The following is a 25,956-nucleotide window of genomic DNA, read 5'->3' as shown; positions in this document are numbered from 1 at the left end:
GGTCGTCAGCTCCCCCGGACGCCTGCGGGTCGACGGCTCCTGGGCAGTGCGGCCACGGCGGCGTCGTAGGAGGCGTCGATGAGGTCGCGGACCTCGTCGTCGGGGACCGGGCCGGTCCAGTCGACGGTGTTCCAGCCGTAGCGGCCGACGTAGTGGCTGATGGTGACGACGCCGGGATAGCGGTTCCGCCACTCGGCGGCCTCGGTGGCGTCGCGGCCGCACTTCACGCTGACCGTGCCGCCCCCCAGGCCGATGAAGGCGAATCCCTTCCCGCCGACCTTGGCGACCAGTTCTCCCTCACCCCAGGGGTAGGTCTCCTCAGCCCCGGGCTTGCCGAGGCAGTAGGCGATCAGTTCGTCCCGGTCCATGCCCACCCCTCCCCGGTCGATCATCGGCACGTGGCGGGGTGACACGCCGACGACCGGCACCACCCGCCGATGATCGACTCCAGGCGCGGGGCGCGTCCAGACGGCGGCGAACGGAGGGGACGCGCGTGACCGCGACCTGGGGTGGCCCTACGCGTGCGCCGCGTCCAGCTGGCGGAGCTCCTTCTTCAGTTCGCTGAGCTCGTCGCGCAGCCGGGCGGCGACCTCGAACTGCAGCTCCCGGGCGGCCGCGAGCATCTGCTCGTTCATCTGCGTGATGAGGTCGGCCAGCTCGTTGCGCGGCAGACCCTGGACGTCGATCCCCCCGGCCTTGGCGCCCGCCTTCTTCGACGAGAGCCCCGGCACGGGTGACTTGCCGCGGGACTGCTGCCGGCCCGAGCCGCCGATCAGCTCCACGGACTCGGCGTCCTCGGCCTCGCGGTAGATGCCGTCGAGGATGTCGACGATCTTCTTCCGCAGCGGCTGGGGATCGACGCCCCGCTCCTTGTTGTAGGCGATCTGCTTCTCCCGCCGCCGGTTGGTCTCCTCGATCGCCTGCGCCATCGAGGGGGTGATCTTGTCGGCGTACATGTGCACCTGGCCGGAGACGTTGCGCGCGGCCCGGCCGATCGTCTGGATGAGCGAGGTCCCGGAGCGGAGGAAGCCCTCCTTGTCGGCGTCGAGGATGGCGACGAGGGAGACCTCGGGCAGGTCCAGGCCCTCGCGCAGCAGGTTGATGCCGACCAGGACGTCGTACTCCCCCTGCCGCAGTTCGCGCAGCAGCTCCACCCGGCGGAGGGTGTCGACCTCCGAGTGCAGGTACCGCACCTTGATGCCGAGCTCGAGCAGGTAGTCGGTGAGGTCCTCGGCCATCTTCTTGGTCAGCGTGGTGACCAGGATCCGCTCGTCCTTCTCCGTGCGGAGGCGGATCTCGTGGACCAGGTCGTCGATCTGCCCCTTGGTCGGCTTGACCACCACCTCGGGGTCGACCAGGCCGGTGGGCCGGATGACCTGCTCGACGAACTCACCGCCGGTGCGCCCCAGCTCGTAGTTCCCCGGCGTGGCCGACAGGTAGACGGTTTGGCCGATGCGGTCGGTGAACTCCTCCCACTTGAGCGGCCGGTTGTCCATGGCGGAGGGGAGCCGGAAGCCGTGCTCGACCAGCGTCCGCTTGCGGCTCATGTCGCCCTCGTACATCCCGCCGATCTGCGGCACGGTCACGTGCGACTCGTCGATGACCAGGAGGAAGTCGTCGGGGAAGTAGTCGAGCAGGCAGGCGCCGGCCGTGCCGGGGGCCCGGCCGTCGATGTGCCTCGAGTAGTTCTCGATGCCGGAGCAGAAGCCGACCTGGCGCATCATCTCGATGTCGTAGGTCGTGCGCATGCGCAGCCGCTGCGCCTCGAGCAGCTTGCCCTGCTTCTCGAGCTCCGCGAGCCGCTCCTCCAGCTCGGCCTCGATGCTCGTGATCGCCCGCTCCATGCGGTCGGGCCCCGCGACGTAGTGGCTGGCCGGGAAGACGAACAGCTCCTGGACCTCCCGGACGACCTCACCGGTCAGCGGGTGCAGGTAGTACAGCCGCTCCACCTCGTCGCCGAACATCTCGATCCGGACGGCGAGCTCCTCGTAGACCGGGAACACCTCGATCGTGTCGCCCCGGACCCGGAAGGTGCCCCGGGTGAAGGACAGGTCGTTGCGGGTGTACTGCTCGGTCACCAGGGTGCGCAGCAGCTCGTCGCGGTCGCGCTCCTCCCCCACCGAGATCTTCAGCGCACGGTCGACGTACTCCTGCGGTGTGCCCAGGCCGTAGATGCAGGAGACCGTGGCGACCACGACGACGTCCCGCCGGGTGAGGAGGGAGTTGGTCGCCGAGTGCCGCAGCCGCTCGACCTCCTCGTTGATCGAGGAGTCCTTCTCGATGTAGGTGTCGGTCTGCGGGACGTAGGCCTCGGGCTGGTAGTAGTCGTAGTAGGAGACGAAGTACTCGACGGCGTTGTCGGGCAGGAGCTCGCGGAACTCGTTGGCCAGCTGGGCGGCGAGTGTCTTGTTCGGCGCCATGACCAGCGTGGGGCGCTGCACCTGCTCGATCAGCCACGCCGTCGTCGCCGACTTGCCGGTGCCGGTGGCGCCGAGGAGGACGACGTCCTTCTCCCCCGCGTTGACCTTCTCGGCCAGCTGGCGGATCGCGGCCGGCTGGTCGCCCGAGGGCTCGAAGTCGCTGACGACGCGGAACTGCCCCTGGGTGGGCCGGATGTCGGTGGTCGCGCGCACGGCACGACGGTACGACGCGGGTGTGACAGAACGGGCCGGAGCAGCCGCTGCGCCCGCTGGTGCGCCCCGGGCGATCGGGACGCGTCGGCTACTTGTCCTCACCACCGCGCGCCCCTAGCGTGCCGGGTCGCAGGAGCGGTTCTCCCGGGGACCAGCGCCACCCGCACGTCGACGGGCGAGGTCGGACCCCGGGTCACGGCGTCCGGCCCTCCGTGGTCGTCGACCGTGGCCGCCCGGCGCCGAGACCGCCGCCGCGGCCCTCGCCGGACCTGCGCACGACGCCCCCCGCGGCCCGCCCGGGGGGCGTCGTCGTCCCCGGGCTCACGGACGGACCGGTGCCCCGGACATCCGGTACCGGTCCCCGGGTCGATACCGCCCGGCCGCCCTTCTGCCGCGGCAGCGCGGCCGGCGTCCGGACTCACACCCGACGCAGGTGTGCGGAAGGCTGCGGAGGGGCACTCGACGCACCGCCCACCCCGCACGCCTTTTCCGCACCACCCGAGAACCGGCCCCGCGCCGACCGTGCGCGGGGTCCACCGGCCCTCGACCGAACGGGGGCCTTAGCAGGAGGAACACGCAGCATGACCCAGGTATGGCCCGGCAGCGCCTACCCCCTCGGGGCCACGTACGACGGCACCGGCACGAACTTCGCGATCTTCAGCGAGGTCGCCGAGAAGGTCGAGCTGTGCCTCTTCGACGACGACGGCAACGAGGAGCGCATCCGCCTCCCCGAGATGGACGGCTACGTCTGGCACGCCTTCCTGCCCGGGATCCATCCCGGCCAGCGTTACGGCTTCCGCGTCCACGGGCCCTACGACCCGTCGCAGGGCCTGCGCTGCAACCCGAACAAGCTGCTCCTCGACCCGTACGCCAAGGCGATCGACGGCCAGATCGACTGGGACCAGTCGGTCTTCGGCTACGACTTCGAGACCAAGGAGCGCAACGACGAGGACTCGGCGCCGCACATGCCGAAGTCCGTGGTGGTCAACCCGTACTTCGACTGGGGCGTCGACCGCCCGCCGAAGACGCCGTACAACAAGACGGTCATCTACGAGGCCCACGTCAAGGGCCTGACCATGACCAACCCGCGCATCCCGGAGGAGCTGCGGGGCACCTACGCCGGCGTCGCGCACCCGGCGACGATCGAGTACCTGCAGGAGCTCGGCATCACCGCCATCGAGCTGCTGCCCGTGCACCAGTTCGTCCAGGACGACACGCTGCAGCAGAAGGGTCTGCGCAACTACTGGGGCTACAACACGATCGGCTTCTTCGCCCCGCACAACGAGTACGCCAGCAACACGACGGCCGGGCAGCACGTGCAGGAGTTCAAGGGCATGGTCCGGGCCCTGCACGAGGCGGGCATCGAGGTCATCCTCGACGTCGTCTACAACCACACCGCCGAGGGCAACCACCTCGGACCGACGCTGTCGTTCCGGGGCATCGACAACCGCACGTACTACAAGCTCGTCGAGGGCGACGAGCAGCACTACATGGACTACACCGGCACCGGCAACACGCTCAACGTCCGGACGCCGCAGTCGCTGCAGCTGATCATGGACTCGCTGCGCTACTGGGTCACCGAGATGCACGTAGACGGCTTCCGGTTCGACCTGGCCTCCGCCCTGGCCCGCGAGCTGCACGCCGTCGACCGGCTGGCGACCTTCTTCGACCTGGTCCACCAGGACCCGGTGGTCAGCCAGGTGAAGCTCATCGCCGAGCCGTGGGACGTCGGCGAGGGCGGCTACCAGGTCGGCAACTTCCCGGCCCTGTGGACCGAGTGGAACGGCAAGTACCGCGACACGGTGCGCGACTTCTGGCGCGGCGAGGGCGGCACCATCGGCGAGTTCGCCGACCGGATCTCCGGGTCCTCCGACCTCTACCAGCACTCCGGCCGGCGTCCGGTGGCCAGCATCAACTTCGTCACCGCGCACGACGGCTTCACGCTCAACGACCTCGTGTCCTACAACGAGAAGCACAACGAGGCCAACGGCGAGAACAACAACGACGGCGAGAGCCACAACCGCAGCTGGAACTGCGGCGTGGAAGGGCCGACCGACGATCCGCAGATCCTCCAGCTGCGCGCCCAGCAGCGACGCAACTTCATCGCCACCCTCATGCTCAGCCAGGGCGTGCCGATGCTGCTGCACGGCGACGAGCTCGGCCGCACCCAGGGCGGCAACAACAACGGCTACTGCCAGGACTCCCCGCTGACCTGGATCGACTGGGAGAACGTCGACGAGGGGCTGCTCGAGTTCACGAAGAAGGTGACCAGGCTGCGGACCGAGCACCCGACGTTCCGCCGGCGCCGGTTCTTCCACGGACGGCCGGTCCGGCGCGGGCAGGGCGAGCCGGTGGCCGACATCGACTGGCTCACGCCCGAGGGCGAGCAGATGAACGACGAGGACTGGGACGTCGGCTACGCCAAGTCGCTGGCGGTCTACCTCAACGGGCTCGGGATCCGGGAGACGGACGAGCGCGGCGAGTACGTCCGCGACGACCACTTCTACCTGGCGTTCAACGCTTCGCACGAGCCGATCCAGTTCACGCTGCCCGGGGACGACTACGCCCAGCAGTGGACGACGGTGCTCGACACCGCGCAGATGCACGAGGTGGAGCCGACCGAGCTGAAGCCGGGCGAGACGGTGACGGTGCAGGGCCGCTCCATCGTCGTCCTCACGGGACCGGCACTGTGAGCGACCCGGTCCAGGGGCCCGGCGGCGACCGCCGCCGGGGCGTGCCGGCGGCGACCTACCGGCTGCAGATCCACGCCGGCTTCCCGCTGGAGGACGCCGCCGAGGTCGCCGGGTACCTGGCCGACCTCGGGGTGACCCACGCCTACTCCTCTCCCCTGCTGCGCTCCGCGGAGGGCAGCAACCACGGCTACGACACCGTCGACCACGCGCACATCGACGAGACGCGCGGTGGCCGGCCGGGCTTCGACCGGTTCGTCGCGGCGCTCCACCAGCACGGCCTCGGTCTGGTGCTGGACCTCGTGCCGAACCACATGGGCGTCGACGACCCCGCGGCCGCGCCGTGGTGGTGGGACGTGCTCCGGCACGGGCGGGACAGCGCCCACGCGGCCGCGTTCGACATCGACTGGGACTTCGGGGGCGGCAAGGTGCGCATCCCGGTGCTCGGCTCGGCGGAGGACGTCGAGAAGCTCGAGGTCGTCGAGACCCCCGACGGACCGGAGCTCCGGTACTACGACAACCGTTTCCCGCTCGCCCCCGGCACCGGGGAGGGAACGCCTCAGGAGGTGCACGCCCGCCAGCACTACGAGCTCGTGGACTGGCGGCGAGCCGACAGCGACCTGAACTACCGGCGGTTCTTCGCGATCAACACCCTCGCGGGCCTGCGCGTGGAGGACCCGGCGATCTTCGACGCCACGCACCAGCTCGTGCTGCAACTCGTGCGGGAGGGCGCCGTCGACGGTCTGCGGATCGACCACCCTGACGGCCTCGCCGATCCCAAGGGATACCTCGAGCGACTGGCCCGGCTGTCCGATGACAGGTGGACGGTCGTGGAGAAGATCCTGGAGCCCGGCGAGGACCTGCCCGAGTCGTGGAAGGCGGCCGGTACGACCGGCTACGACGCGCTGACCGAGGTCGACCAGGTGCTGGTCGACCCGGGCGGGGAGCCGGCGCTGACCGCCCTGGACACCGAGCTCGCCGGCGGAGCCGTGGACTACCAGCAGCTCGTCCACGACTGCAAGCGGGAGGTCACCGACGGCATGCTGGGCTCGGAGGTGGCCAGGCTGGTCCGGGTGATCGGTGAGCTGCCCGGCATCGACCGGGCGCAGCAGACCGAGGCCCTCGCTGAGCTGCTGGCGTGGTTCCCGGTCTACCGCAGCTACCTGCCCGACGGCCGGGAGCACCTGGACGCCACGGTGGCCGCCGTCCGGGAGCGGCGGCCCGATCTCGCCGCCGCCGTCGACGCACTGCACCCGGTGCTGTCGCAGGCCGGCACGGAGGCCGCCACGCGGTTCGAGCAGACCAGCGGTCCGGTCATGGCGAAGGGCGTGGAGGACAGCGCCTACTACCGGTGGGCGCGGTTCGTCGCGCTCAACGAGGTCGGCGGCGACCCGGCCCGCTTCGGCAGCACCGTCGAGGAGTTCCACGCCGCCCAGCGGCGCCGGGTCGAGCGCTACCCCCGGTCCATGACGACGCTGTCCACTCACGACACCAAGCGCAGCGAGGACGTCCGCGCCCGCCTGGCCGTGCTGGCGGAGCTGCCCACCGAGTGGGCGCAGCTGGTACGCCAGCTGCTGCACCGGCACCCGCTGGCCGACCGGTCGCTGGCCCACCTGGTGTGGCAGAACCTCGTCGGCGCCTGGCCGCTCTCCCGCGAGCGGGCGCACGCCTACGTCGAGAAGGCCGCCCGCGAGGCGGGGACCTCGACCACCTGGACCAATCCCGTGCAGGAGTTCGAGGAGCAGCTGCACGCCCTGGTCGACGCCGCGTTCGACGACGAGGCGACGCACGGCGCGATCGAGGACGTCGTCGCCCGGATCGCGCCGTTCGGCTGGTCGAACTCCCTGAGCCAGAAGCTGCTGCAGCTGACGATGCCCGGCGTCCCGGACGTCTACCAGGGCACCGAGCTCTGGGACTTCTCCCTCGTCGACCCGGACAACCGCCGCCCGGTCGACTACGCGCTGCGGGGAAAGCTGCTGGCCGACCTCGACCGTGGCGAGGTCCCGGCGGTGGACGAGACCGGCGCGGCCAAGTTGCTGGTGGTGTCCCGGACGCTGCGGGCCCGGCGCGACCACCCCGAGTGGTTCGCCGGGTACGAGCCGGTCGAGGTCACCGGATCGGGCGCCGAGCACCTGATCGCCTTCGACCGCGGCGGGGTGGTCGCCGTGGCGACCCGTCTGCCGGTCAAGCTGGCCGCCGAGGGCTGGGGCGACACGGCCCTGCAGCTGCCCAACGGCGCCTGGCGGGACCTGCTCACCGGTGAGCGGCTCGTCTCCGACATCGCGGGGGTGGCCGCCGACGTGCTCCTGACCCGCCTGCCGGTGGCCCTGCTGGTCCGCGACTGAGAAAGGACCCCGTCCTCCCCACCCTTCGCAGGCTCAGGGTGGGGAGGACGGGCCTCGACCACCGCTCGCGAGCTCGCGGCGGGCCCCTGCACGGCGGCCTGACGGGACGCAGCGCGGTCGCCCGCGAACGGGGCGAGGTCGTGCCCCGGCGTGGCGGCGCCACGCCGGGGCGAATCGCCCGAATTCGTTCCGTCCGGCGGGCCGGGTGCCCCAGCGACCTCTAGCGTCGTCCGGGCGCCCGGGCCTTCCCGGCCGGGCGCGAGGCCCGGACCGCCCAACCCCGTCCGCCGGAGCCTGCATCCGACCTCACCCAGGACGGGGGCGGGGGACCCACTTTCCCGGCGCGCACGCGCGCGCCTCGGGGTGAAGCCGCACCGTGCGCTCCACGCACGGCGGCCGGGCACCGATTCGCCCGAACCCGACAGCTCACCTCGCCGGCGGTGATCGGAGGATCACCCATGTCCGAGCACTACTCGATGACGCGCGCCCTCAACCGTTCCATCCGCGGGGGCGCCGTACTCCTCGGCGCCGCGGCGATCGGTGTCGGTGTGTTCGCCGCGCCGGCTGCGGCGGCAGAGCACAACTGGGACGGCGTCGCCGAATGCGAGTCCGGCGGCAACTGGAGCATCAACACCGGCAACGGCTACTACGGCGGCCTGCAGTTCAGCCAGAGCACCTGGGAGGCGTACGGCGGTCTGGAGTTCGCGCCGCGCGCCGACCTCGCGACCAAGGAGCAGCAGATCGTGGTCGCCGAGCGCACGCTGGACGGCCAGGGCGTGGGCGCCTGGCCCACCTGCGGTAAGTACCTGACCGAGAACACGGCCGCCGCCCCGGCCGAACCCGCGGCGGCACCCGCGCCGGCTCCGGCCGAGCCCGCCGCTCCGGCGTCCACCTCGTCCTCGGGCGGCACCTACACGGTCCAGCCCGGCGACACCCTGGCCGAGATCGCCGCGGCCCAGGGCGTCGAGGGTGGCTGGGAAGGCCTGTGGGCCCTCAACCGCGACACCGTGAGCGACCCGGACGTGATCTACGTGGGTCAGCGCCTGAAGGTCTGAGAAAGGACCTCCTCGCCCCCGCTGCTCGCACGCTCGCGGCGGGACCCTGCGAGGAGGCCGTCCTGCCCCCGCTGCCAGCGACCTGGTGGCGGGGGCGGGGGGCCTCCTCAGAACCGGATCGCGTCGATCACCTTCGCGCGGACGGCGATGATCGCCGGCAGCAGCCCGGCCAGCGCGCCGACCGCGGTCGCCGCCACCATGCCCTCCACCGCGGCCGCCACCGGGAAGCCCGGCATGTCCGCGATGGGGATGCCGTTGTTCAGCAACCGCTCGAGCGGCAGATTGCGGACCAGCACGATCGACGCGCCCACGGCGAACAGTCCCGCCAGGGCGGTGGCGCAGACGCTCTCGAGCATGACGGCGGCGAAGATCCGGCCCGACGTGGCGCCGAAGCTGCGGCGGACGCCGATCTCGCGGATCCGCTGCCGGACGGTGACCAGCCCGATGTTGAGCACGCCGAGACCACCGAGGATCAGCACCACCGTGCCCGCGCCCCGGATCGCCAGGCGCAGCATCGCGATCGTCTGCTCCGCCCCCTGGGGGTCCATCCGGTAGGCGTCCACCTGCACCCCGGGCAGCTGGAGCTGCAGGTCGTGCCGCACCGTCTCGATCACCTGGTCGGCCTGCTCGGCCGGCACCCACAGCTCCAGGGTCGTCGGACCGGTGTACATGGCGGTCGCGGGGTCCACGGTCCCGGCCTGGTCCCACGGGCCGGCGGAGCGGTCGATGCGATAGGCGATGAGCTCCTGCTCCCAGCCCGCGCGGACGACGCCCACGACGGTGGCCCGCACCGGGTTCGGACCGCCGATGACCACGGTCGGCCGCGACGACAGGTCGGAGAAACCGAGCGCGGCGAGAAAGGCCTCGTTGACCACGATCGACGGCGACAGGTTCGCCCGGTCGCCCTCCCGCAGCCAGCGGCCCTCCACGGGCTCGATGCGGTGCAGGTCGCCGTAGTTGGGCGACACCCGGCGGGTCTGCACGCGCACGGTGCCGTCGGGCATGCGGAAGAGGGTCTCACCGATGGAGATGCTGGCCGCGGTGGTGATGCGGTAGCGCTCGACCAGGTCGGCCACGGCGCCGTCCCACTCCTCGCCCGCCGCCGGCAAGCCGGTCGTCGGGTCGTACGCGGAGACGGCGACCGTCGCCGCCCGGCCTCCCTCGCGCTCACCCACCTCCTGCTGCACCTGCGCCACCATCAGTCCCAGCGCCGTTACGCTCGTCATGGCGAACACGGCGAGGAAGACCCCGACCAGCGAGAGCAGCACGCGGGTCTTGTGGACCCGGACCTCCTCCCACGCCTCGGCGAGGGTCCCCAGCACGCCCGTCACGACGCCCCCCGGTCCGAGGTGGCCGCGCCCAGGGCGCCCTCCTCGACGAGCGGCGAGAGCCGGCCGTGGTCCAGCCGGAAGCGCCGGCCGGCCAGCGCGGCCACATTGAGGTCGTGGGTGATGGTCACCAGTGCGGCGCCGTTCTCGGCGGCGGCCCGCGCGAGGAGGGCCATCACCTGCGCCCCGGTGTCGACGTCGAGGGCGCCGGTGGGCTCGTCGGCCAGGACGACCCGCGGCCGGCGGACCAGCGCCCGGGCGATGGCCACCCGCTGCTGCTCACCGCCGGAGAGCCGCTCGGGCACCTGGTCGGCGCGGGCGCCCAGGCCCACGAGCTCGAGCATCTCGCGGGCCGTGCGCCGCCGCCGGAGGTAGTCGCGGCCCCGGGCGTAGAGCAGCGGCGCGGCCACGTTCTCCGCGGCGGTCCGCCGGGGCAGCAGGTTGAACTGCTGGAAGACGAAGCCGAAGACCTCGCCGCGGAGGCGCGACCGGCGACGGGCCGACAGCCGGTCGGTCGGCTCGCCGTCGAGGAGGTACGTGCCGCCGGTCGGGGTGTCCAGCAGTCCCAGCAGGTTGAGCAGCGTCGACTTCCCCGACCCCGACCGCCCCACGATGGAGACGTGCTCGCCCGGTGCGACGTCGAGGTCGACGCCGGTCAGGATGGGCAAGAGGCTCTCGTCGGGGAGCCGGACCTCGCGGCTGATCCCCCGCAGCTCCAGGAGGGTCATCCGACCGGCCCGCCCATCATCGGGTCCTCGACCGGGGTGTCGTCGGGAACCGGGACGAACTGCAGCACCTGCTCGCCCTCGGTGAGGCCCTCACGGACCTCGATCTGCTCGCCGTCGCTGAGCCCGAGGGTGACCGTGCGCTCCTCCTGCGTGCCGTCCTCGCCGACGACCCACACGTTGCCGGTCTGCACCGACCCCTGGACGGCGGTGATCGGCACCACCAGCACGTTCTCGGCGACGCCGGCCTGCACGCGGACGGTCGCCCCCATGCCGGCGAAGACGGTGACCCCCGGCGGCACCGCGCAGCGGGCCGTCGTGCCTCCGCCCGGGCTGCCGCCCGGTGCCGGGACGCCGCCCGTGCTGTCCGGCTCCTCGGCCGTGGCGGGTGCGGCGGCCAGAGTGAGGCCGGTGCAGGTGAACGGCGCCGGGCCGCCCTGCACCTCCACCTCCGCGGTCGACGGCGGGGCCAGCAGGCGGAACTGCTCGGCCTGCGTGAGGGTCGCGGTCACCGACAGGGTGCCGGGGGTGATCGCGCCCACCTCGTCACCGACGGCCACGATCTGGTCGACGAGCACATCGAGCGTGGTCAGCTGCCCGGTGCTGGGCGCCGTCACCGTCGCGGTGCGCACCCGCGGAGGGCGCGGCGTCGACGTCGGGTTGCCCTCGGCGTCCGTGCCCACGACGGGCTCGAGCTCCTCCTCGTAGCGGATGTCCAGCAGCGCCTGCCCGGCGGTGACCGTCGCCCCCTGGGCGACGAGCACCCGGCGCACGGTTCCCGCGGCCGTCGCCTTGACCGGGACGGCGGGGTCGGCGACGACGGTGCCGGTGACGGACACGGTGTTGGTGACCGTCCCCCGCGAGACGGGGACCGGTGGCGAGTCCAGCTCGAGCGTGGGCGCCCCCGGCCCCTCGGCGCCGGCCGGTTCCCCGCCGCCCCCGCGGAAGGCGAGCACGACGAGGGCGACGGCGATGACGGCCCAGACCAGCAGGCGCAGGGCAGGGAACACGACGGTGCGGACGACGGACATGCACGCTCCTTGCGCGCTCGGGTACCCACCGGTACCGGTATCGCGGAACCGTAGTGGCCCCATCTGCGCGCGTCGTCCCTCCGCGGACCGACGCGCCGCACGACCGGGGGTTGAGGGCTGCCCGGGGGGGAAGGATCGACCGGCCAGCCCACCGGGTGCGGGTTCCCGCCCGCCCCACTCCCAGCCGGAGGTACCTGCATGTCCGCTCCCGTCGAGTTCGCCGTCTGGGCGCCCCTGCCCGAACGGGTGCGGGTGCAGGTCGACGGCGCCGTGCACGACATGCGCCGGGACGACGGCGGCTGGTGGCGGGCCGAGGTGGCGGCGGGCCCCGACGCGGACTACGGCTTCCTGCTGGACGACGACGACACTCCCCGTCCCGACCCCCGGTCACGGCGTCAGCCCGAGGGCGTGCACGGGCTGTCCCGCCGGTTCGACCCGAGCTCCTACGAGTGGGAGGACACCGCGTGGACCGGGCGCCCCCTGGCTGGCGGCGTCGTCTACGAGCTGCACGTCGGCACCTTCACCCCCGAAGGGACCCTCGACGCGGCCATCGGCCGGCTGGGTCACCTCGTCCGGCTCGGGGTGGAGTTCGTCGAGCTGCTGCCGGTCAACGGGTTCAACGGCACCCACAACTGGGGCTACGACGGGGTGCTCTGGTACGCCGTCCAGGAGGAGTACGGCGGCCCGGCCGCCTACCAGCGGTTCGTCGACGCCTGCCACCAGCAGGGCCTGGGGGTCATCCAGGACGTGGTCTACAACCACCTGGGGCCGTCCGGGAACTACCTGCCCGAGTTCTTCCCGATCTTCGCCGAGGGAGGGTCCAACACCTGGGGCAACTCGATCAACCTCTCGGGTCCCGACTCCGACGGGGTGCGCCGCTACATCCTCGACAACGTGCAGATGTGGCTGCGCGACATGCACGTCGACGGCCTGCGCCTCGACGCCGTCCACGCCCTCGTCGACGAGCGCGCGATGCCCATCCTCGAGCAGATGTCGGTCGAGGTCGACCGGCTGTCGGTCGCCCTCGGCCGCCCGCTCACGCTGATCGCCGAGAGCGACCTCAACGACCCTCGGCTGGTCACCCCGCGCGCCGGCGGCGGCAGCGGGCTGAGCGCCCAGTGGAGCGACGACTTCCACCACGCGCTCCACGCGACCCTGACCGGGGAGGACCAGGGCTACTACGCCGACTTCGCCGAGGCCGGTCTCGCCGGCCTGGCGAAGACCCTGACCGGCGCCTTCCTCCACGACGGCACCTGGTCGAGCTTCCGGCGCCGGTCCCACGGGCGTCCGGTGGACACCGCCATGCTCCCCGGCTGGAAGTTCCTCGGCTACCTGCAGGACCACGACCAGATCGGCAACCGCGCCGTCGGCGACCGGAGCTCCGCGCTCCTCTCCCCGGGCCTGCTCGCCGTCGGCGCCACCATCGTGCTCACCAGCCCGTTCACCCCGATGCTCTTCATGGGCGAGGAGTGGGGGGCGAGCACCCCGTGGCAGTTCTTCACCAGCCACCCGGAGCCCGAGCTCGGCAGGGCCACGGCCGAGGGCCGGATCGGCGAGTTCGCCGAGCACGGCTGGGACGCCGACGTCGTGCCCGACCCGCAGGACCCGGAGACCTTCACCCGCTCCAAGCTCGACTGGTCGGAGCTCTCGGAGGAGCCCCACGAGCGGCTGCTCGCGGTCCACCGGTCGCTGCTGGCGCTGCGCCGCGCCCACCCCGACCTGGTCGACCCGGACCTGTCGGCCGTCCAGGTCGCGTGGGACGACGCCGACCGATGGCTGGTCGTGCACCGCGGCGCGCTCCGGGTCGTGGTCAACCTCGCCGACCAGCCGCGTGAGATCGACCTGGACCGGCCGGCGGGCGAGGTGCTCTTCGCCACCGCCGAGCTGCCCGAGCTCGACGGCGCGACCGTGACCCTGCCGGCCGAGAGCGCGGCCGTCGTCAGCACCCGCTGACGTGCGCCGGCTCCTGCCCGATCCGGCAGAGCTGGACGACGCCGCGCTCGTCGAGGCCTACCGGCTGCCGGGCGGGCGCTCGCTGCGGGTGAACTTCGTGGCGTCGCTCGACGGTGCGATCACCGTCGACGGCGTCAGCGAGGGGCTGGGCTCCCCCGGCGACCGCCGGATCTTCCGGGTGCTGCGGGCGCTGTCGGACGCGGTGCTCGTCGGCCACGGCACCGCGGCGGCCGAGGGCTACCGGCCGATCACCGCCGACTCGGCGGTCGGCCGGCTGCGCGCGTCCCTCGGCCGCCCGCCGACCGCACCGGTCGTCGTCGTCTCGCACCGGGCCTCGCTCGACCCGCGCACCCTCCTCGTCACCGGCGCCGTCTCCCCCACCGTCCTCGTCACCTGCGAGGCGGCGGATCCGGTCCGGAGGCAGGCGCTGGCCGCGGCCGGCGTCGCCGTGCTGGTCTGCGGCGGCGAGACCGTGGACCTACCCCTGGCCTGCGACCGGCTGGCCGACCGCGGACACGAGCAGCTGCTCTGCGAGGGCGGTCCGCAGCTGCTGCGGGCCGCCCTCACCGCCGGACTCGTCGACGAGCTCGACCTGTCCATCTCCCCGGCACTCGTCGGCGGCGAGGCCCGCCTGCTCGACGCCGCGCTGCCGGGGGTGCAGCGGCTGCGGATGAGCCAGGTGCTGGAGGAGGACGGGGTCCTCTTCACGCGGTACGCGGTCCGCTAGGCACCCGGCGGGCGATAGGTGATCCCCCGGGCCGTGCGGAGGGCCGCCAGGGTCTCCTCGACGCTCAGCAGCACCGTCGTCTCGAGATCCGTCACGGCCCCGCCGCTGCCGATCGCCAGCGCCACGGCGGCCATCGAGACGTCGTCGGGGGCCTCCCACAGGGTCAGCCCGTCCTGCGGGCCGAAGGCGTACCAGAAGCCGTGCAGGGTGCCGCCGACCGATTCGATGTAGGTGCGGGCGGCGTTGCGGCGGTCCTCGGGATTGGCGATGAGCCGCGCCCAGGTCTCGGGGGTGTAGCGGAACCGGGAGAGATAGAGCGGCATGGTCGTGCCTCCTGATCGGCCCCCCGCAGCCCGACGCTAGGGGCCGGGCAGGCCGGTGGTCGAGGGTTCTCGACGCGCCCGGCACGCGGTCGACGACACCGCCGCCGTCCGGCCGCCGTCCGCACGCTGCGGCACGAGGACGGCGGCTCCACCGCGAGGGTCGCGAACATGATCGAGGTCGGCCCGGGCTGCTTGGATGACCGGCATGGATCTCCCCGTGCAGCCGCCGGTGAAGCCGATGCTGGCCAAGGCCGCCACCAGGCTCCCCACCGGGGACGGCGTCTTCTACGAGCCCAAGTGGGACGGGTTCCGCTGCATCGTGTTCCGCGACGGCGACGAGGTGGAGCTGGGCAGCCGCAACGAGCGCCCGCTGACCCGCTACTTCCCCGAGGTGGTGGCCGCGGTCACTGCCAACCTGCCCGAGCGGTGCGTGGTGGACGGCGAGATCGTCGTGCCCCGGGGCGACCGGCTGCACTTCGAGGACCTGCTCCAGCGCATCCACCCCGCCCAGTCGCGGGTCGATCTGCTCGCCGAGCAGACACCGGCCTCGTTCGTCGCCTTCGACCTGCTGGCCCTCGGCGACGAGTCGCTGCTCGAGACGCCCTTCGCCGAGCGCCGCGCCCGGCTGGAGCAGGCCCTCGGCGGCGTCCGGCCACCCGTCTACGTCACCGCGGTGACCCGGGACGCCGGTACCGCGGAACGCTGGTTCCAGACCTTCGAGGGGGCGGGTCTGGACGGCGTCGTCGCCAAGGCTCCGGACCTCCCGTACGGTCCCGACCAGCGGCTGATGACCAAGGTCAAGCACGTGCGCACGGCCGACTGCGTGGTGGCGGGCTTCCGCTGGCACAAGAGCGGCCCGATCGTCGGCTCGCTGCTGCTGGGCCTCTACAACGACGCCGGCGACCTGCAGCACATCGGGGTCGCCGCGTCCTTCCCCATGGCCCGCCGGGCGGAGCTGGTGGAGGAGCTGGCGCCCTACCGCGAGGACGCGCTGGAGAAGCACCCGTGGCGCGACTGGGCGAACGCCGACACGAGCGCACTGGAGGGCGAGCACCGCATGCCCGGCGCGGTGAGCCGCTGGAACGCGAAGAAGGACCTCTCGTGGGTGCCGCTGCGGCCCGAACTCGTCGTCGAGATCAAGTACGACCAGCTCGAGGGCCGTCGACTTCGTCACACCGGCCAGTTCCTCCGCTGGCGACCCGACCGGGACCCGCTGAGCTGCACGTACGACCAGCTGGAGGTCCCCGTTCGATACGACCTGGCGGAGGTCCTGGCAGGGGGCGGGCCCGCTGATCGGCAGTGATCGTCTGCAAGCCCCCGGCCAGGCTCCTAGGCTCGTGATCATGCGTTCGCCCCGCGGCCGGCTGGCCGTTCCGTCGACCCTGCTCGCCCTGAGCCTGGTGCTGGCCGGCTGCACGTCCTTCGCCGACGCGGGCGGGGACGAGCCCGCCGCCACCACCTCGGCGGCACCCGAGCCGGAGGCCGCGCCGATCGAGTGGACCGACTGCAACGAGCAGATCCAGCAGCTCATCGCCGGCCGGCCCGGCAGCGACCGCGACCTCTCCTTCGACTGCGGGCGCACCGAGGTGCCGATCAGCTACGACGAGCCCGAGGGCGCGACCCTGCCGCTGTTCCTGGTCCGCGCCGTCAGCGGCACGCGGACCGACCGCATCGGCTCACTGATGATCAACCCCGGCGGGCCGGGCGCCTCGGGGGCCGACGCGGCCATCAGCCTGGCCCTCCGGCTGCCCCCGGAGGTCCTGGCCCGGTTCGACATCGTCGGCTTCGACCCGCGGGGCGTGGGGCTGTCCACGCCCGTGGAGTGCATCCCCGACGAGCGCAAGGAGGAGATCATCGCCGCAGAGCCGCGGCCGGTCACCGACGAACAGCTCGACGCCGCCTTCGCCCTCGCCCGTGAGGTGGCCGAGGGCTGCGCGGAGGAGTACGGCGACGCCCTCGGCACCTTCAACACCGTCGACACGGCCCGGGACATGGACCGGCTGCGGGAGGCCCTCGGGGACGAGCAGCTGACCTACCTCGGCTACTCCTACGGCACCACCCTGGGCTCCACCTACGCGGAGCTGTTCCCCGACAAGGTGCGCAGCCTGGTGCTCGACGCCGCCGTCGACCCCGACGTCGCCGCGGTGGAGGACGCCGAGCAGAGCGCCGCCGCCTTCGAGGCCGGCTTCGACGCCTTCGCCGCCAACTGCGTCGGGCTGCTGGCCGGCTGCCCGCTCGGCGCCGAGCCCCGCCAGTTCGTCGAGCAGGTGCTCGGCCAGGCCGCGCAGACGCCGATCCCCAGCAGCGAGCCCGGCGAGACCCGCCAGGCCACGCCCGGCGTGGTCATGACCGCGGTCCAGGCCGCGCTCTACGACACCGGGTCCTGGCCGCAGCTGGCGCAGGGGCTGGCCGCGGCGCGGAACGGGGACGCCAAGGGCCTGTTCTCGCTGGCCGACAGCTACTCCGGGCGGCTGGAGGACGGCACCTTCTCGAACCTGTTCGACGCCAGCATCGCGATCAACTGCGCCGACAGCGACGAGCGGCTCGAGGAAGCGGAGATCCGCGAGCTGGCCGCCGAGTGGAACGCGAAGTACCCGCTCTTCGGCGCGGGCGCCGCCGCCGGACTCTACACCTGCTCGGTGTGGGAGGCGGAGCGCACGCCGCTGCCCGAGCGCGACGCCGAGGGCAGTGCACCGATCCTGGTGGTCGGCACCTCCGGCGACCCGGTGACGCCGCTGCCGGGCGCCGTCGACCTGGCCGAGGACCTCGAGTCCGGCGTGCTGCTCACCTGGCAGGGGCAGGGGCACACCGCCTACCCGAAGTCCGAATGCGTGACCGCGGCGGTCAACGCCTACCTGATCGACCTCACCGTGCCGATGGACGGGCTCACCTGCCCTGCGTGACACTGCCCGTCCGTGTGCAGAGGCTCGTCGCGGTGAGGGAGAGCGCCTGATGGCCAGCAGCAAGGACGCCGTCGTCCTGGACGTCGACGGCCACGAGGTGCGCGTCTCCAACCCGGAGAAGCCGTACTTCGCCGAGCGCGGGATCCGCAAGATCGACGTCGTCGAGTACTTCGTCGCGGTCGGCGAGGGCATCCTGTTCGCGCTCAAGGACCGGCCGACGACGCTGGAGCGCTGGCCGGGCGGGGTGTTCGAGGGCGCCCGCATCTCGACGCGGGTCGACAACACCGGTGACGCCTTCTACCAGAAGCGCGTGCCCAAGAACGCCCCGCCGTGGGTGCCGACCGCGCACATCACCTTCCCCAGCGGGCGGACGGCGGACGAGATCGCGCCCGATTCCGTGGCGGTGGTGGCCTGGTGCGCCAACCTGGGAACGCTGACCTTCCACCCCTGGCCGGTCGACAAGAGCGACGTCGAGTCGCCGAACCAGATCCGCATCGACCTCGACCCGCAGCCGGGCACCGACTTCTCCGACGCCGTCTTCGTGGCGCCGCACGTGCGGGAGCTGCTCGCCGAGTTCGGGATGGAGGGCTGGCCGAAGACCTCCGGTGGCCGCGGGGTGCACGTCTACGTGCCGATCCAGCCGCGGTGGACGTTCACCGAGGTCCGCCGGGCGGTGATCGCCTTCGGCCGGGAGCTGGAACGCCGCCTGCCCGACCGCGTGACCATGTCGTGGTGGAAGGAGGAGCGCGGCGAGAAGATCTTCATCGACTACAACCAGATGGCCCGGGACCGCACGATCGCCTCGGCGTACTCCATCCGCCCCAAACCGCACGCCCCGGTCTCCGCGCCGGTGGACTGGGACGAGCTGCCCGACGTCCATCCCACCGACTTCGACGTCCTGACCATGCCCGAGCGGTTCCGCGAGGTCGGCGACAAGCACGCCGGGCTGGCCGGGCACGCATTCGGCATCGAGCCGCTGCTGGAGCTGGCCGAACGGCAGGAGAAGGACGCCGGCCTCGGCGACCTGCCGTATCCGCCGGACTACCCGAAGATGCCCGGGGAGCCGATGCGCGTGCAGCCCAGCCGCGCCAAGGGCCGGACCAGCCAAGACGTGTAACTGTCCGACGGACGGCGGCTACCCCGGTGGGTGGAGAACGGGTGCACAGCGCTCCCTCACCTGGAACCCGCCTCGACCAGGCGCCGGAACGACCACGTGAGCATGTCGTGGACCCCGGAACGGAAGGGCGGATGTCCGCCCTTCCAGTCCCGATCGACAGCTTCGTCAACGAGTCGCGCGAGGTGGAGGCAACCCTGGGCGCTGGGCGCGGCCACCCCGGGGTGCGGTGGGGACCAACGAGTCGTCTCCCCAGCGCCTGGACGCCCTTCCCACCGGGCCGCGGGAAGGCCTCTCCGCCCGGCGCTGGGTCGGGTCAGGCCTGCCCGAGTGGCGGAGGGGCCAGCAGGAGCAGTGCGAGTAAGGCAGGGATCAACGGCACGGCGACCACCAGCACCACCTGGGCACACTGGCCGCCCGCTGTGAGTGCGCCCCCGACGACCGGTGCCAGGAGGCCGGCACAGCCCCAGGCGGTGAAAACCCGGCCGTAGGCCCGGGGAAAGGCTCGGGCTCCGACGCGATCTGCCGTGGCTGCGGGGACGAGGGCGGACACCGCCCCGTAGGCCAGGCCGGTGCCGGCGAATGCGGACAGCACCAGCCAGGGCGCCCTCGGCCCGGCCAGCCCCGCGACCGACGCCGCAGCGACGGCCAGCGCCGCGGCCAGGGCTGGGCGGCGGCCGACCCGGTCCGACCACCAACCAGCGACCAGCCGTCCGCCGAGGTTGCCCGCAGCCAGCAGGGAGACGGCCGAACCGGCCGCAGCAGGGCCCAGTCCACGTTCGGCAGCGAGCGGAGCGGCGGAGGCGAAGACGAACAGACCCGGCGCCGACCCGCCGGCGAAGAGCACCCAGAGGGGGACGACGGTCCGGCGGTCCACCGACCCCGGCGCGGGCGGTGGATCCGACCGGTCGCCCTGGTCGCCGCGGTCGGCCCGGTCGCCCCAGTCGTCCGGGACCAGGGCCACCGCTCCGGCCAGCAGGCACACCACGACCAACGCCAAGCCGGCCACGCAGGCCCGCCAGCCGAGGACCGGCACCATCCGGGGGCCCAGCACTCCCAGCAGCACCGGGCCGGCGGCGAAGGCCGCGACGACGACGCCGGTCACGGCCCCCCGGCGGGCGGGAGCCAGCCGCGCGGCGAGCGCCACCGAGACGCCGTAGGCCAGGCCACTGGCGGTACCGAACAGGAGGGCGACACCGATCCAGAGGGCCAGCGGCCGGTCCCACGACGCAGCCATCCCCAGCCCCGCGCCGGCTCCGGCCGCAGCAAGGCCGAGCAGCCGACGGGGGGCCCAGCCTCCGCAGCCCTCGCCCCACGCCGAGCAGCGCGACGGTGAATACGGCGATCGCCGCGGCGAACACCGCCTCAGCGGTGCCGGCGGACGCGCCGACGTCGGCCACCGCCGGCACGGCCACGAGACTCCAGCCGAAGAGCGTGCCGACCGCGAGGTTCGCCACCACCCCCGCGGCGGCGGTCCGCTCCACCCGACCTCCCTGGCTGCGCAGCCGGTGGACGCCCCACCGTCGCGGGCCTGGGACCGCCCGTCAACCGGCCGGTCACCACCTGTCCCACCGCCCGGACCGGCTCGGGGAGCTCGCCCGGCACGCTCGTCATCGGACGCTCGTCGACGCGGCGACCCTCCGACCGCTGCGTCACGACGCGCCGTCGGCGTCGTCCTTCGAGCAGGGCAGGGAAGAGCCCGCGCCACACCACCTTGACCGACCGCGCCGGTCGGCGAAGGGTCCGCCTCCATCCCAGGGGGACGCAGGACCCGTCGGGGGCACTGCCGCGGAGGTGTGACATCGCCGTCTACGTCTACCGGTGTCCCGAGCACGGCCCGACCGAGATCAGCTGCGCCATGGGTGCTGCCACCGCGGTCGTCCCGTGCCCCGTGTGCGGGGCCGTCGCCGGGCGGGTCTTCACCCCTCCCCGGCTCGGCCTGGGGTCCCCGGTGCGGCGGGCGCTGATCGAGCGCACGGAGCGCAGCAGCGAGCAACCCGACGTCGTCGCCGCCCCGCCGCCCGGCCCGCACGGAAGACGCCGGGCGGACGTCACCCGCAATCCGGCCCTGAGCCGGCTGCCTCGTCCATGACGGACGTCGGCGCATCGACACGGGGACCGTGACCGGACCTACGGAGGGGGAAGACCCAGATGGCCAGCGTCGGTCTGCTGTACGTGGGAGCGGTCCTGATCGTGAACGGCCTGATGCTGCTCGGCAGGGTCGACCCCCGGGCGGCCGCGCCGCTGAACCTCTTCGTCGGCGCGCTACAGGTGCTCACCCCGACCTACCTGATCTTCACGTCCGGCGGGGACCCGGACACGATCCTCGGCGCCTCGGGCATCTACCTGTTCGGGTTCACGTACCTGTACGTGGGCCTCAACCTGCTGGGTGGGCTGGACGGCACGGGCCTGGGCTGGTTCTCGGCGTTCGTGGCGGGGTGCGCCGTGGTCTTCGCCGGGCTGAACTTCGGCCGCCTCGACGACCCCGCCTTCGGCGTCATCTGGTTGTACTGGGCGGTCCTGTGGCTGCTGTTCTTCCTCGTGCTCGGGCTGAAGCGGGAGGAACTGACCCGTTTCACCGGCGCCATCGCGATCGTCGCGGGCGTCCTGACCTGCGCCGTCCCGGCCTTCATGCTCCTGACCGGCGTGTGGCAGGACAACCGGCGGACGGCGGCGATCGTGCTCGCCGTCCTCCTCCTGCTGTCCCTGGCCCTCTACCCGCGGCTGCGCGGGCCGGGCGTGCCGGCGGGCCCCGAGCCGGCGCCGGAGCTGCGGGAGGGCGATGCGGCCGGGCAGGGCGCCGCGACCGCGACGACGCGGGTCCCCGGCGACGCCGCCGAGCGACAGCCCGCGCGGAAGTCCACCGACGCGCCGTCCCACCAGCGGAGGTGACGCGCCGATCGACGAGCCGCCCCATCGCCGTGCACCGAGACCAGGAGGCAAGCCATGCCCGACGTCGTCTTTCCCCTCGACTCCAGCAAGAAGTTCACCGACCAGAAGTACCTGGGCCACAACCGCTGGCACCCCGACATCCCGACCCAGGTGACCGTCCGGCCCGGCGACAGCTTCCGAGTGCACTGCCGCGAGTGGTTCGACGGCGCCATCCACAACGACGACTTCGCCGACGACGTGCGGGACGCACCGCTGTCGACGGTGCACGTGCTCAGCGGCCCCATCGCGGTGGAAGGTGCCGAGCCCGGTGACCTGCTGATCGTCGACATCCTCGACGTCGGACCCATCCCGCAGGAGGACTCCGGTCCGCTCGCCGGGCAGGGCTGGGGCTACACGGGCATCTTCGCCACCCGGAACGGCGGGGGCTTCCTGACCGAGCAGTTCCCCGACGCGTACAAGGTGATCTGGGACTTCTCCGGGCAGACCGCGACGTCCCGGCACGTCCCCGGGGTCTCCTTCACCGGCATCGTGCACCCCGGGCTGATGGGTACCGCACCCTCGGCGGACCTCCTGGCCCGCTGGAACCGCCGGGAGCAGGCGCTGATCGACACCGACCCCGACCGGGTGCCCCCGCTCGCCCTGCCCCCGCTGCCCCAGGACGCCGTCCTCGGCGGCCTGGAGGGCGCGGAGTACGACCGCGTGGCCGGGGAGGCGGCCCGGACGGCTCCGCCGCGGGAGAACGGCGGGAACCAGGACATCAAGAACCTCACCAAGGGCAGCCGGGTCTTCTACCCGGTGTTCGTCCCCGGCGCGAAGTTGTCGATGGGCGACCTGCACTTCTCCCAGGGCGACGGGGAGATCACCTTCTGCGGTGCTATCGAGATGGGCGGGTTCATGGACCTGCACGTCGACCTGATCAAGGGCGGCATGGAGACCTACGGGGTGAGGGAGAACGCCATCTTCATGCCCGGCAACGTCGACCCCCGCTACGAGCGGTGGCTGGCCTTCTCGGGGACGTCGGTGACGCTGGACGACGAGCAGCGGTACCTGGACTCGCACCTGTCCTACCAGCGGGCCTGCCTGCACGCGATCGACTACCTCACCAGGTTCGGCTACACCCCCGAGCAGGCCTACATGATCCTCGGTGCCGCGCCGATCGAAGGCCGGCTGTCCGGGGTCGTGGACATCCCGAACTCCTGCTCCACGGTCTACATCCCGACCGCGATCTTCGACTTCCCGGTCACCCCGTCGGCGTCCGGCCCGGCCCGGATCGACCCCGGGATGGGCGTACCGAAGTCCAGCTTCTGAGGACGGCGACGCTCCGGACGGCGGAGGACGTCGACCGCCCGAGGTGCCTGGTCCTCGACCGGGAGGAGGCCCCTACCTACCCCTGCACCGCACCGTCCGTCCTGTCCGCAATGCCTCCTGGAGGAGTTCTCGTGCCCGACGTCATCTTCGAGATCAACCGTGACCTGAGCGTGTCGATGCGCGACCAGACGGTGCCCGGCCACAACCGCTGGCATCCCGACATCCCGCCGGCCAACACGGTTGCCCCGGGAGCGACGTACCGGATCGAGTGCAAGGACTGGACCGACGACCAGGTCCGCAACAGCGACGACGCCGACGACATCCGGGACATGAACATCGACCCGTGTCACGTGCTGAGCGGCCCGTTCGCGATCGAGGGCGCCGAGCCCGGCGACATGCTCGTGGTCGACATCGTCGACATCGGCCCTTTCGATGTGCAGCCGTGGGGCTACACCGGGATCTTCGCCAAGGAGAACGGCGGCGGGTTCCTCACCGACTACTCCCCGCAGGCGTCCAAGGCGATCTGGGACCTCGACGGGATCTGGACGACGAGCCGGCACGTCCCCGGCGTGCGCTTCATCGGCAACTCCCACCCGGGACTCTTCGGCTGCGCACCCTCCCCGGACCTGCTGGCGGAGTGGAACCGCCGGGAACAGGCGCTCATCGACCTGAACCCCGACCGGGTCACCGGCGACATCCCGGCGCACGGCGGCGAGACACCCGGCGCTCCGCAGGTGCCGGCCCTCGCCCTCCCCCCGCTCCCCCACGACGCCCTGCTCGGGACGCTGAGTGGCAGCGACTTCGAGCGGGTCGCCGCCGAAGCCTGCCGCACCATCCCGCCACGGGAGCACGGCGGCAACGTCGACATCAAGGACCTCGGCGTGGGAAGCCGGGTCTTCATGCCGGTGTTCGTGCCCGGGGGCCTGTTCTCCATCGGCGATCTGCACTTCGCCCAGGGCGACGGGGAGATCACCTTCTGCGGGGCCATCGAGATGCCCGGCTTCATCGACCTGCACTTCGACCTGATCAAGGGCGGGATGGACCGCTACAAGCAGTCCATGCCGTTCTTCAAGCCCGGCCGGGTCGGCCCCAACTACTCGGAGTTCATCACCTTCGAGGGGATCAGCGTGGAGGACGGACGCAACTACTACATGAACGCGACCGTCGCCTACCGGCAGGCCTGCCTCAACGCCATCAACTTCCTGATGCCGGCCATGGATTGGACCTTCGAGCAGGCCTACCTGTTCCTCGGTGCGGCCCCGGTCGACGGCCGGATCGGTGGCGTGGTCGACATCCCCAACAGCGCGGTCTCGATCAGCATCCCGTTGTCGATCTTCGACCGGAACATCCTCCCCGGAAGCGCCGGCGGCCGGGACCTGCTCGCTGACTGACCAACCAGCGGTCCGGGGCGGTCGGCCCGCCCCGGACCGTGCTCCGGAGAGGAACACCGCGTGCCGCTCTACGAGTTCCGCTGTCCCGATTGCGGGCCCTTCGACCTCCGCTGCGACATGCAGGACGCCGCGGACACGGCGCCGTGCCCGTCCTGCACCCAGCCGGCCCAGCGCCGCTACAGCGTGGGAGTGGGCCGGCCGCCCGCCGGCGCGCTGCGCGATGCAGGACGAGCCGACCGCGCCCGCCTGGACCGCGCACGCAGCGGGGAGCCGCTGGTCACCGGGCCGCCGTCCGGCCGCCGGCTGCCCCGGGCCGGTGGCCACCGGCATTGAGCGGACGGCGGTCCACCCGGCTGGTCCGCCCCGCACGAGCGCGTCCCTCGCGGACGAAGGATCGTCCGCCGCGTCTCACGACGCCGTCGAGGACGACGTCCTGGAGGACGCACCCGGCCACCCCTCACCGAGCCACCGGAGTCGTCATGCCCATGCCCACCGACCACGAACTGTTCGACCTCGGCGACGTCGTCCTGCAACGGGGCGCAACCCTGCGCGGAGCCCAACTGGCTTACAAGACGTACGGCACGCTGAACGCCGACAAGTCCAACGTGATCGTCCATCCGACGTGGTACAGCGCCTGGCACGACGCCAACGAGTGGACGATCGGGAAAGGCAAGGCCTGCGACCCGGACGAGTACTTCGTCGTCGTCCCCAACCAGCTCAACAACGGCCTGTCGTCCTCCCCCAGCAACACACCGCCGCCGTACGACGGGCCGAACTTCCCCCCGGTCACCTTCTACGACCAGGTCGAGGTCCAGCACCGGCTGCTCACGCAGAAGTGGGGCATCGAGTCGATCGAGCTGGTCCTGGGGTCCTCCATGGGTGCGGCGCAGACCTACCAGTGGGCCGTCAGCCATCCGGAGATGGTGAAGCGGGCCGCGCCCATCGTCGGCGCGTCGATCACCAGCGAGCACAACCAGGTCTTCCTGAAGAGCCTGCGCGCCACCCTCACCGCCGATCCCGTCTTCAACGCCGGGCGCTACTCCCCCGGCGCCCTGCCCACCGTCGGCCTCCGTGCCTTCGCCCGCATCTACGCCGGCTGGGGGCTGTCCCAGGCCTTCTACTGGCAGCGCGAGTACCGCAACATCGGCTTCTCCTCCCTCGAGGACTTCCTCGTCGGGTTCTGGGAGGGCTTCTGGCTCGACGACCGGGACCCGAACAACCTGCTCGGCATGCTCTGGACCTGGGAGCACGGTGACGTCGGACAGACCCCCGGGTTCGACGGCGACACCGAGGCCGCACTCCGATCGATCCGCTGTCCGCTGCTGGCCATGCCCGGGAAGACCGATCTGTACTTCCCGCCCGAGGACGAAGAGTGGGCGTCGCAATTCATCCCGAACGGGGAGGTCCGGGTCATACCGAGCATCTACGGTCACTTCGCCGGCCTGGGCAACAACCCCGCCGACAACGACTTCATCGACCAGGCGCTCAAGGAGTTGCTGGATCGCCCCGCCTGAGACCAGCGGGCGGCGTCTCGCAGG

21 protein-coding genes and 1 riboswitch are annotated in these 25,956 nt (G+C 72.3%); of the genes, 14 read left to right on the top strand and 7 right to left on the bottom strand.

Features of this window, described 5'->3' with window-relative positions:
• Nucleotides 1–5 precede the first annotated feature (5 nt).
• Both ACFSHS_RS21865 and uvrB read right to left on the bottom strand, forming a co-directional pair.
• The gene (locus tag ACFSHS_RS21865) at nt 6–431 is read right to left on the bottom strand and encodes an MmcQ/YjbR family DNA-binding protein (RefSeq protein ID WP_376880832.1); all 426 of its coding nucleotides are present in this window, start codon (nt 429–431) and stop codon (nt 6–8) included.
• Nucleotides 432–515: 84 nt separating this feature from the next.
• Nucleotides 516–2,633 (bottom strand): excinuclease ABC subunit UvrB, encoded by a 2,118-nt coding sequence (gene uvrB, locus ACFSHS_RS21860; RefSeq protein ID WP_376880830.1) that lies wholly within the window; start codon nt 2,631–2,633, stop codon nt 516–518.
• A gap of 581 nt (nt 2,634–3,214) precedes the next feature.
• Here uvrB and glgX point away from each other — a divergent pair.
• From glgX to ACFSHS_RS21845, 3 genes are all read left to right on the top strand, one after another.
• Nucleotides 3,215–5,326 (top strand): glycogen debranching protein GlgX, encoded by a 2,112-nt coding sequence (gene glgX / locus ACFSHS_RS21855; RefSeq protein ID WP_376880827.1) that lies wholly within the window; start codon nt 3,215–3,217, stop codon nt 5,324–5,326.
• Nucleotides 5,323–7,668 (top strand): malto-oligosyltrehalose synthase, encoded by a 2,346-nt coding sequence (treY, locus tag ACFSHS_RS21850; RefSeq protein WP_376880825.1) that lies wholly within the window; start codon nt 5,323–5,325, stop codon nt 7,666–7,668. Before glgX ends, treY begins: the two co-directional genes overlap by 4 nt.
• A 291-nt stretch (nt 7,669–7,959) precedes the next feature.
• Nucleotides 7,960–8,123, top strand: a riboswitch (cyclic di-AMP (ydaO/yuaA leader).
• Nucleotides 8,124–8,126: 3 nt separating this feature from the next.
• A complete protein-coding gene (locus ACFSHS_RS21845) occupies nt 8,127–8,723 on the top strand; it encodes a transglycosylase family protein (RefSeq protein ID WP_376880822.1) in 597 nt (198 codons plus the stop codon).
• 107 nt (nt 8,724–8,830) lie between these two features.
• Here ACFSHS_RS21845 and ACFSHS_RS21840 read toward each other — a convergent pair whose 3' ends face one another.
• Genes ACFSHS_RS21840 through ACFSHS_RS21830 form a run of 3 tightly spaced genes read right to left on the bottom strand, consistent with a single transcriptional unit; the run spans nt 8,831 to nt 11,807 of the window.
• On the bottom strand, nt 8,831–10,054 hold the full coding sequence (locus ACFSHS_RS21840) for an ABC transporter permease (protein WP_376880819.1): 1,224 nt from the start codon (nt 10,052–10,054) through the stop codon (nt 8,831–8,833).
• The gene (locus ACFSHS_RS21835; RefSeq protein ID WP_376880817.1) at nt 10,051–10,779 is read right to left on the bottom strand and encodes an ABC transporter ATP-binding protein; all 729 of its coding nucleotides are present in this window, start codon (nt 10,777–10,779) and stop codon (nt 10,051–10,053) included. The genes ACFSHS_RS21840 and ACFSHS_RS21835 overlap by 4 nt, the downstream gene beginning before the upstream one ends.
• Nucleotides 10,776–11,807 (bottom strand): efflux RND transporter periplasmic adaptor subunit, encoded by a 1,032-nt coding sequence (locus tag ACFSHS_RS21830; protein ID WP_376880814.1) that lies wholly within the window; start codon nt 11,805–11,807, stop codon nt 10,776–10,778. Before ACFSHS_RS21830 ends, ACFSHS_RS21835 begins: the two co-directional genes overlap by 4 nt.
• 198 nt (nt 11,808–12,005) lie before the next feature.
• Here ACFSHS_RS21830 and treZ point away from each other — a divergent pair, with 198 nt between their 5' ends.
• Nucleotides 12,006–13,760 carry a malto-oligosyltrehalose trehalohydrolase gene (treZ, locus tag ACFSHS_RS21825; protein WP_376880812.1) on the top strand — a complete coding sequence of 585 codons (1,755 nt, stop codon included), beginning with the start codon at nt 12,006–12,008 and terminating at the stop codon, nt 13,758–13,760.
• A 1-nt stretch (nt 13,761) separates the two neighbouring features.
• Entirely contained in the window at nt 13,762–14,487 is a 726-nt protein-coding gene (locus tag ACFSHS_RS21820) for a dihydrofolate reductase family protein (protein ID WP_376880810.1), read from the top strand.
• On the opposite strand, the gene ACFSHS_RS21815 is transcribed toward ACFSHS_RS21820, so the two are convergent.
• Nucleotides 14,484–14,810, bottom strand: a complete 327-nt coding sequence (locus ACFSHS_RS21815) for a GYD domain-containing protein (protein WP_376880807.1) — start codon at nt 14,808–14,810, stop codon at nt 14,484–14,486. The genes ACFSHS_RS21820 and ACFSHS_RS21815 overlap by 4 nt on opposite strands.
• Nucleotides 14,811–15,015: 205 nt before the next feature.
• On the opposite strand from ACFSHS_RS21815, the gene ACFSHS_RS21810 reads away from it, so the two are divergent.
• Genes ACFSHS_RS21810 through ACFSHS_RS21800 form a run of 3 tightly spaced genes read left to right on the top strand, consistent with a single transcriptional unit; the run spans nt 15,016 to nt 18,830 of the window.
• Nucleotides 15,016–16,113, top strand: a complete 1,098-nt coding sequence (locus tag ACFSHS_RS21810; RefSeq protein WP_376880805.1) for an ATP-dependent DNA ligase — start codon at nt 15,016–15,018, stop codon at nt 16,111–16,113.
• A gap of 40 nt (nt 16,114–16,153) precedes the next feature.
• Nucleotides 16,154–17,713, top strand: a complete 1,560-nt coding sequence (locus ACFSHS_RS21805) for an alpha/beta hydrolase (protein ID WP_376880803.1) — start codon at nt 16,154–16,156, stop codon at nt 17,711–17,713.
• A gap of 49 nt (nt 17,714–17,762) precedes the next feature.
• Entirely contained in the window at nt 17,763–18,830 is a 1,068-nt protein-coding gene (locus tag ACFSHS_RS21800) for a DNA polymerase domain-containing protein (protein ID WP_376880801.1), read from the top strand.
• A 313-nt stretch (nt 18,831–19,143) separates the two neighbouring features.
• On the opposite strand, the gene ACFSHS_RS21795 is transcribed toward ACFSHS_RS21800, so the two are convergent.
• On the bottom strand, nt 19,144–20,580 hold the full coding sequence (locus tag ACFSHS_RS21795; protein ID WP_376880798.1) for an MFS transporter: 1,437 nt from the start codon (nt 20,578–20,580) through the stop codon (nt 19,144–19,146).
• A gap of 105 nt (nt 20,581–20,685) precedes the next feature.
• Between ACFSHS_RS21795 and ACFSHS_RS21790 the strand changes: the two genes are divergently transcribed.
• The 6 genes from ACFSHS_RS21790 to ACFSHS_RS21765 all read left to right on the top strand — a co-directional run bounded on the left by ACFSHS_RS21790 (nt 20,686) and on the right by ACFSHS_RS21765 (nt 25,932).
• Complete coding sequence (locus ACFSHS_RS21790; protein ID WP_376880795.1) at nt 20,686–20,919, top strand: zinc ribbon domain-containing protein; 234 nt, start codon at nt 20,686–20,688, stop codon at nt 20,917–20,919.
• Between the two features lie 59 nt (nt 20,920–20,978).
• Nucleotides 20,979–21,719, top strand: coding sequence for an AmiS/UreI family transporter (locus tag ACFSHS_RS21785; RefSeq protein ID WP_376880793.1), 741 nt, complete (start codon nt 20,979–20,981; stop codon nt 21,717–21,719).
• Nucleotides 21,720–21,773: 54 nt separating this feature from the next.
• A complete protein-coding gene (gene fmdA / locus ACFSHS_RS21780; protein ID WP_376880790.1) occupies nt 21,774–23,027 on the top strand; it encodes a formamidase in 1,254 nt (417 codons plus the stop codon).
• Nucleotides 23,028–23,158: 131 nt separating this feature from the next.
• Nucleotides 23,159–24,418 (top strand): formamidase, encoded by a 1,260-nt coding sequence (fmdA, locus tag ACFSHS_RS21775; protein WP_376880787.1) that lies wholly within the window; start codon nt 23,159–23,161, stop codon nt 24,416–24,418.
• A gap of 60 nt (nt 24,419–24,478) precedes the next feature.
• On the top strand, nt 24,479–24,751 hold the full coding sequence (locus ACFSHS_RS21770; protein ID WP_376880785.1) for an FmdB family zinc ribbon protein: 273 nt from the start codon (nt 24,479–24,481) through the stop codon (nt 24,749–24,751).
• Nucleotides 24,752–24,897: 146 nt separating this feature from the next.
• The gene (locus ACFSHS_RS21765) at nt 24,898–25,932 is read left to right on the top strand and encodes an alpha/beta fold hydrolase (RefSeq protein ID WP_376880782.1); all 1,035 of its coding nucleotides are present in this window, start codon (nt 24,898–24,900) and stop codon (nt 25,930–25,932) included.
• Nucleotides 25,933–25,956: the final 24 nt, after the last annotated feature.

The sequence above is a fragment of the Blastococcus deserti genome (assembly GCF_042682525.1).
GTDB lineage: Bacteria > Actinomycetota > Actinomycetes > Mycobacteriales > Geodermatophilaceae > Blastococcus_B > Blastococcus_B deserti.
This window is presented reverse-complemented; position numbering and strand designations above follow the sequence as displayed.

Coding starts and splice junctions, on each gene's coding strand:
- glgX (WP_376880827.1), top strand. CDS start 3,215: ATGACCCAGGTATGGCCCGGCAGCGCCTACCCCCTCGGGGCCACGTAC.
- ACFSHS_RS21845 (WP_376880822.1), top strand. CDS start 8,127: ATGTCCGAGCACTACTCGATGACGCGCGCCCTCAACCGTTCCATCCGC.
- ACFSHS_RS21835 (WP_376880817.1), bottom strand. CDS start 10,779: ATGACCCTCCTGGAGCTGCGGGGGATCAGCCGCGAGGTCCGGCTCCCC.
- ACFSHS_RS21830 (WP_376880814.1), bottom strand. CDS start 11,807: ATGTCCGTCGTCCGCACCGTCGTGTTCCCTGCCCTGCGCCTGCTGGTC.
- treZ (WP_376880812.1), top strand. CDS start 12,006: ATGTCCGCTCCCGTCGAGTTCGCCGTCTGGGCGCCCCTGCCCGAACGG.
- ACFSHS_RS21815 (WP_376880807.1), bottom strand. CDS start 14,810: ATGCCGCTCTATCTCTCCCGGTTCCGCTACACCCCCGAGACCTGGGCG.
- ACFSHS_RS21810 (WP_376880805.1), top strand. CDS start 15,016: ATGGATCTCCCCGTGCAGCCGCCGGTGAAGCCGATGCTGGCCAAGGCC.
- ACFSHS_RS21805 (WP_376880803.1), top strand. CDS start 16,154: ATGCGTTCGCCCCGCGGCCGGCTGGCCGTTCCGTCGACCCTGCTCGCC.
- ACFSHS_RS21800 (WP_376880801.1), top strand. CDS start 17,763: ATGGCCAGCAGCAAGGACGCCGTCGTCCTGGACGTCGACGGCCACGAG.
- ACFSHS_RS21795 (WP_376880798.1), bottom strand. CDS start 20,580: ATGGAGGCGGACCCTTCGCCGACCGGCGCGGTCGGTCAAGGTGGTGTG.
- ACFSHS_RS21790 (WP_376880795.1), top strand. CDS start 20,686: ATGGGTGCTGCCACCGCGGTCGTCCCGTGCCCCGTGTGCGGGGCCGTC.
- ACFSHS_RS21785 (WP_376880793.1), top strand. CDS start 20,979: ATGGCCAGCGTCGGTCTGCTGTACGTGGGAGCGGTCCTGATCGTGAAC.
- fmdA (WP_376880790.1), top strand. CDS start 21,774: ATGCCCGACGTCGTCTTTCCCCTCGACTCCAGCAAGAAGTTCACCGAC.
- ACFSHS_RS21765 (WP_376880782.1), top strand. CDS start 24,898: ATGCCCATGCCCACCGACCACGAACTGTTCGACCTCGGCGACGTCGTC.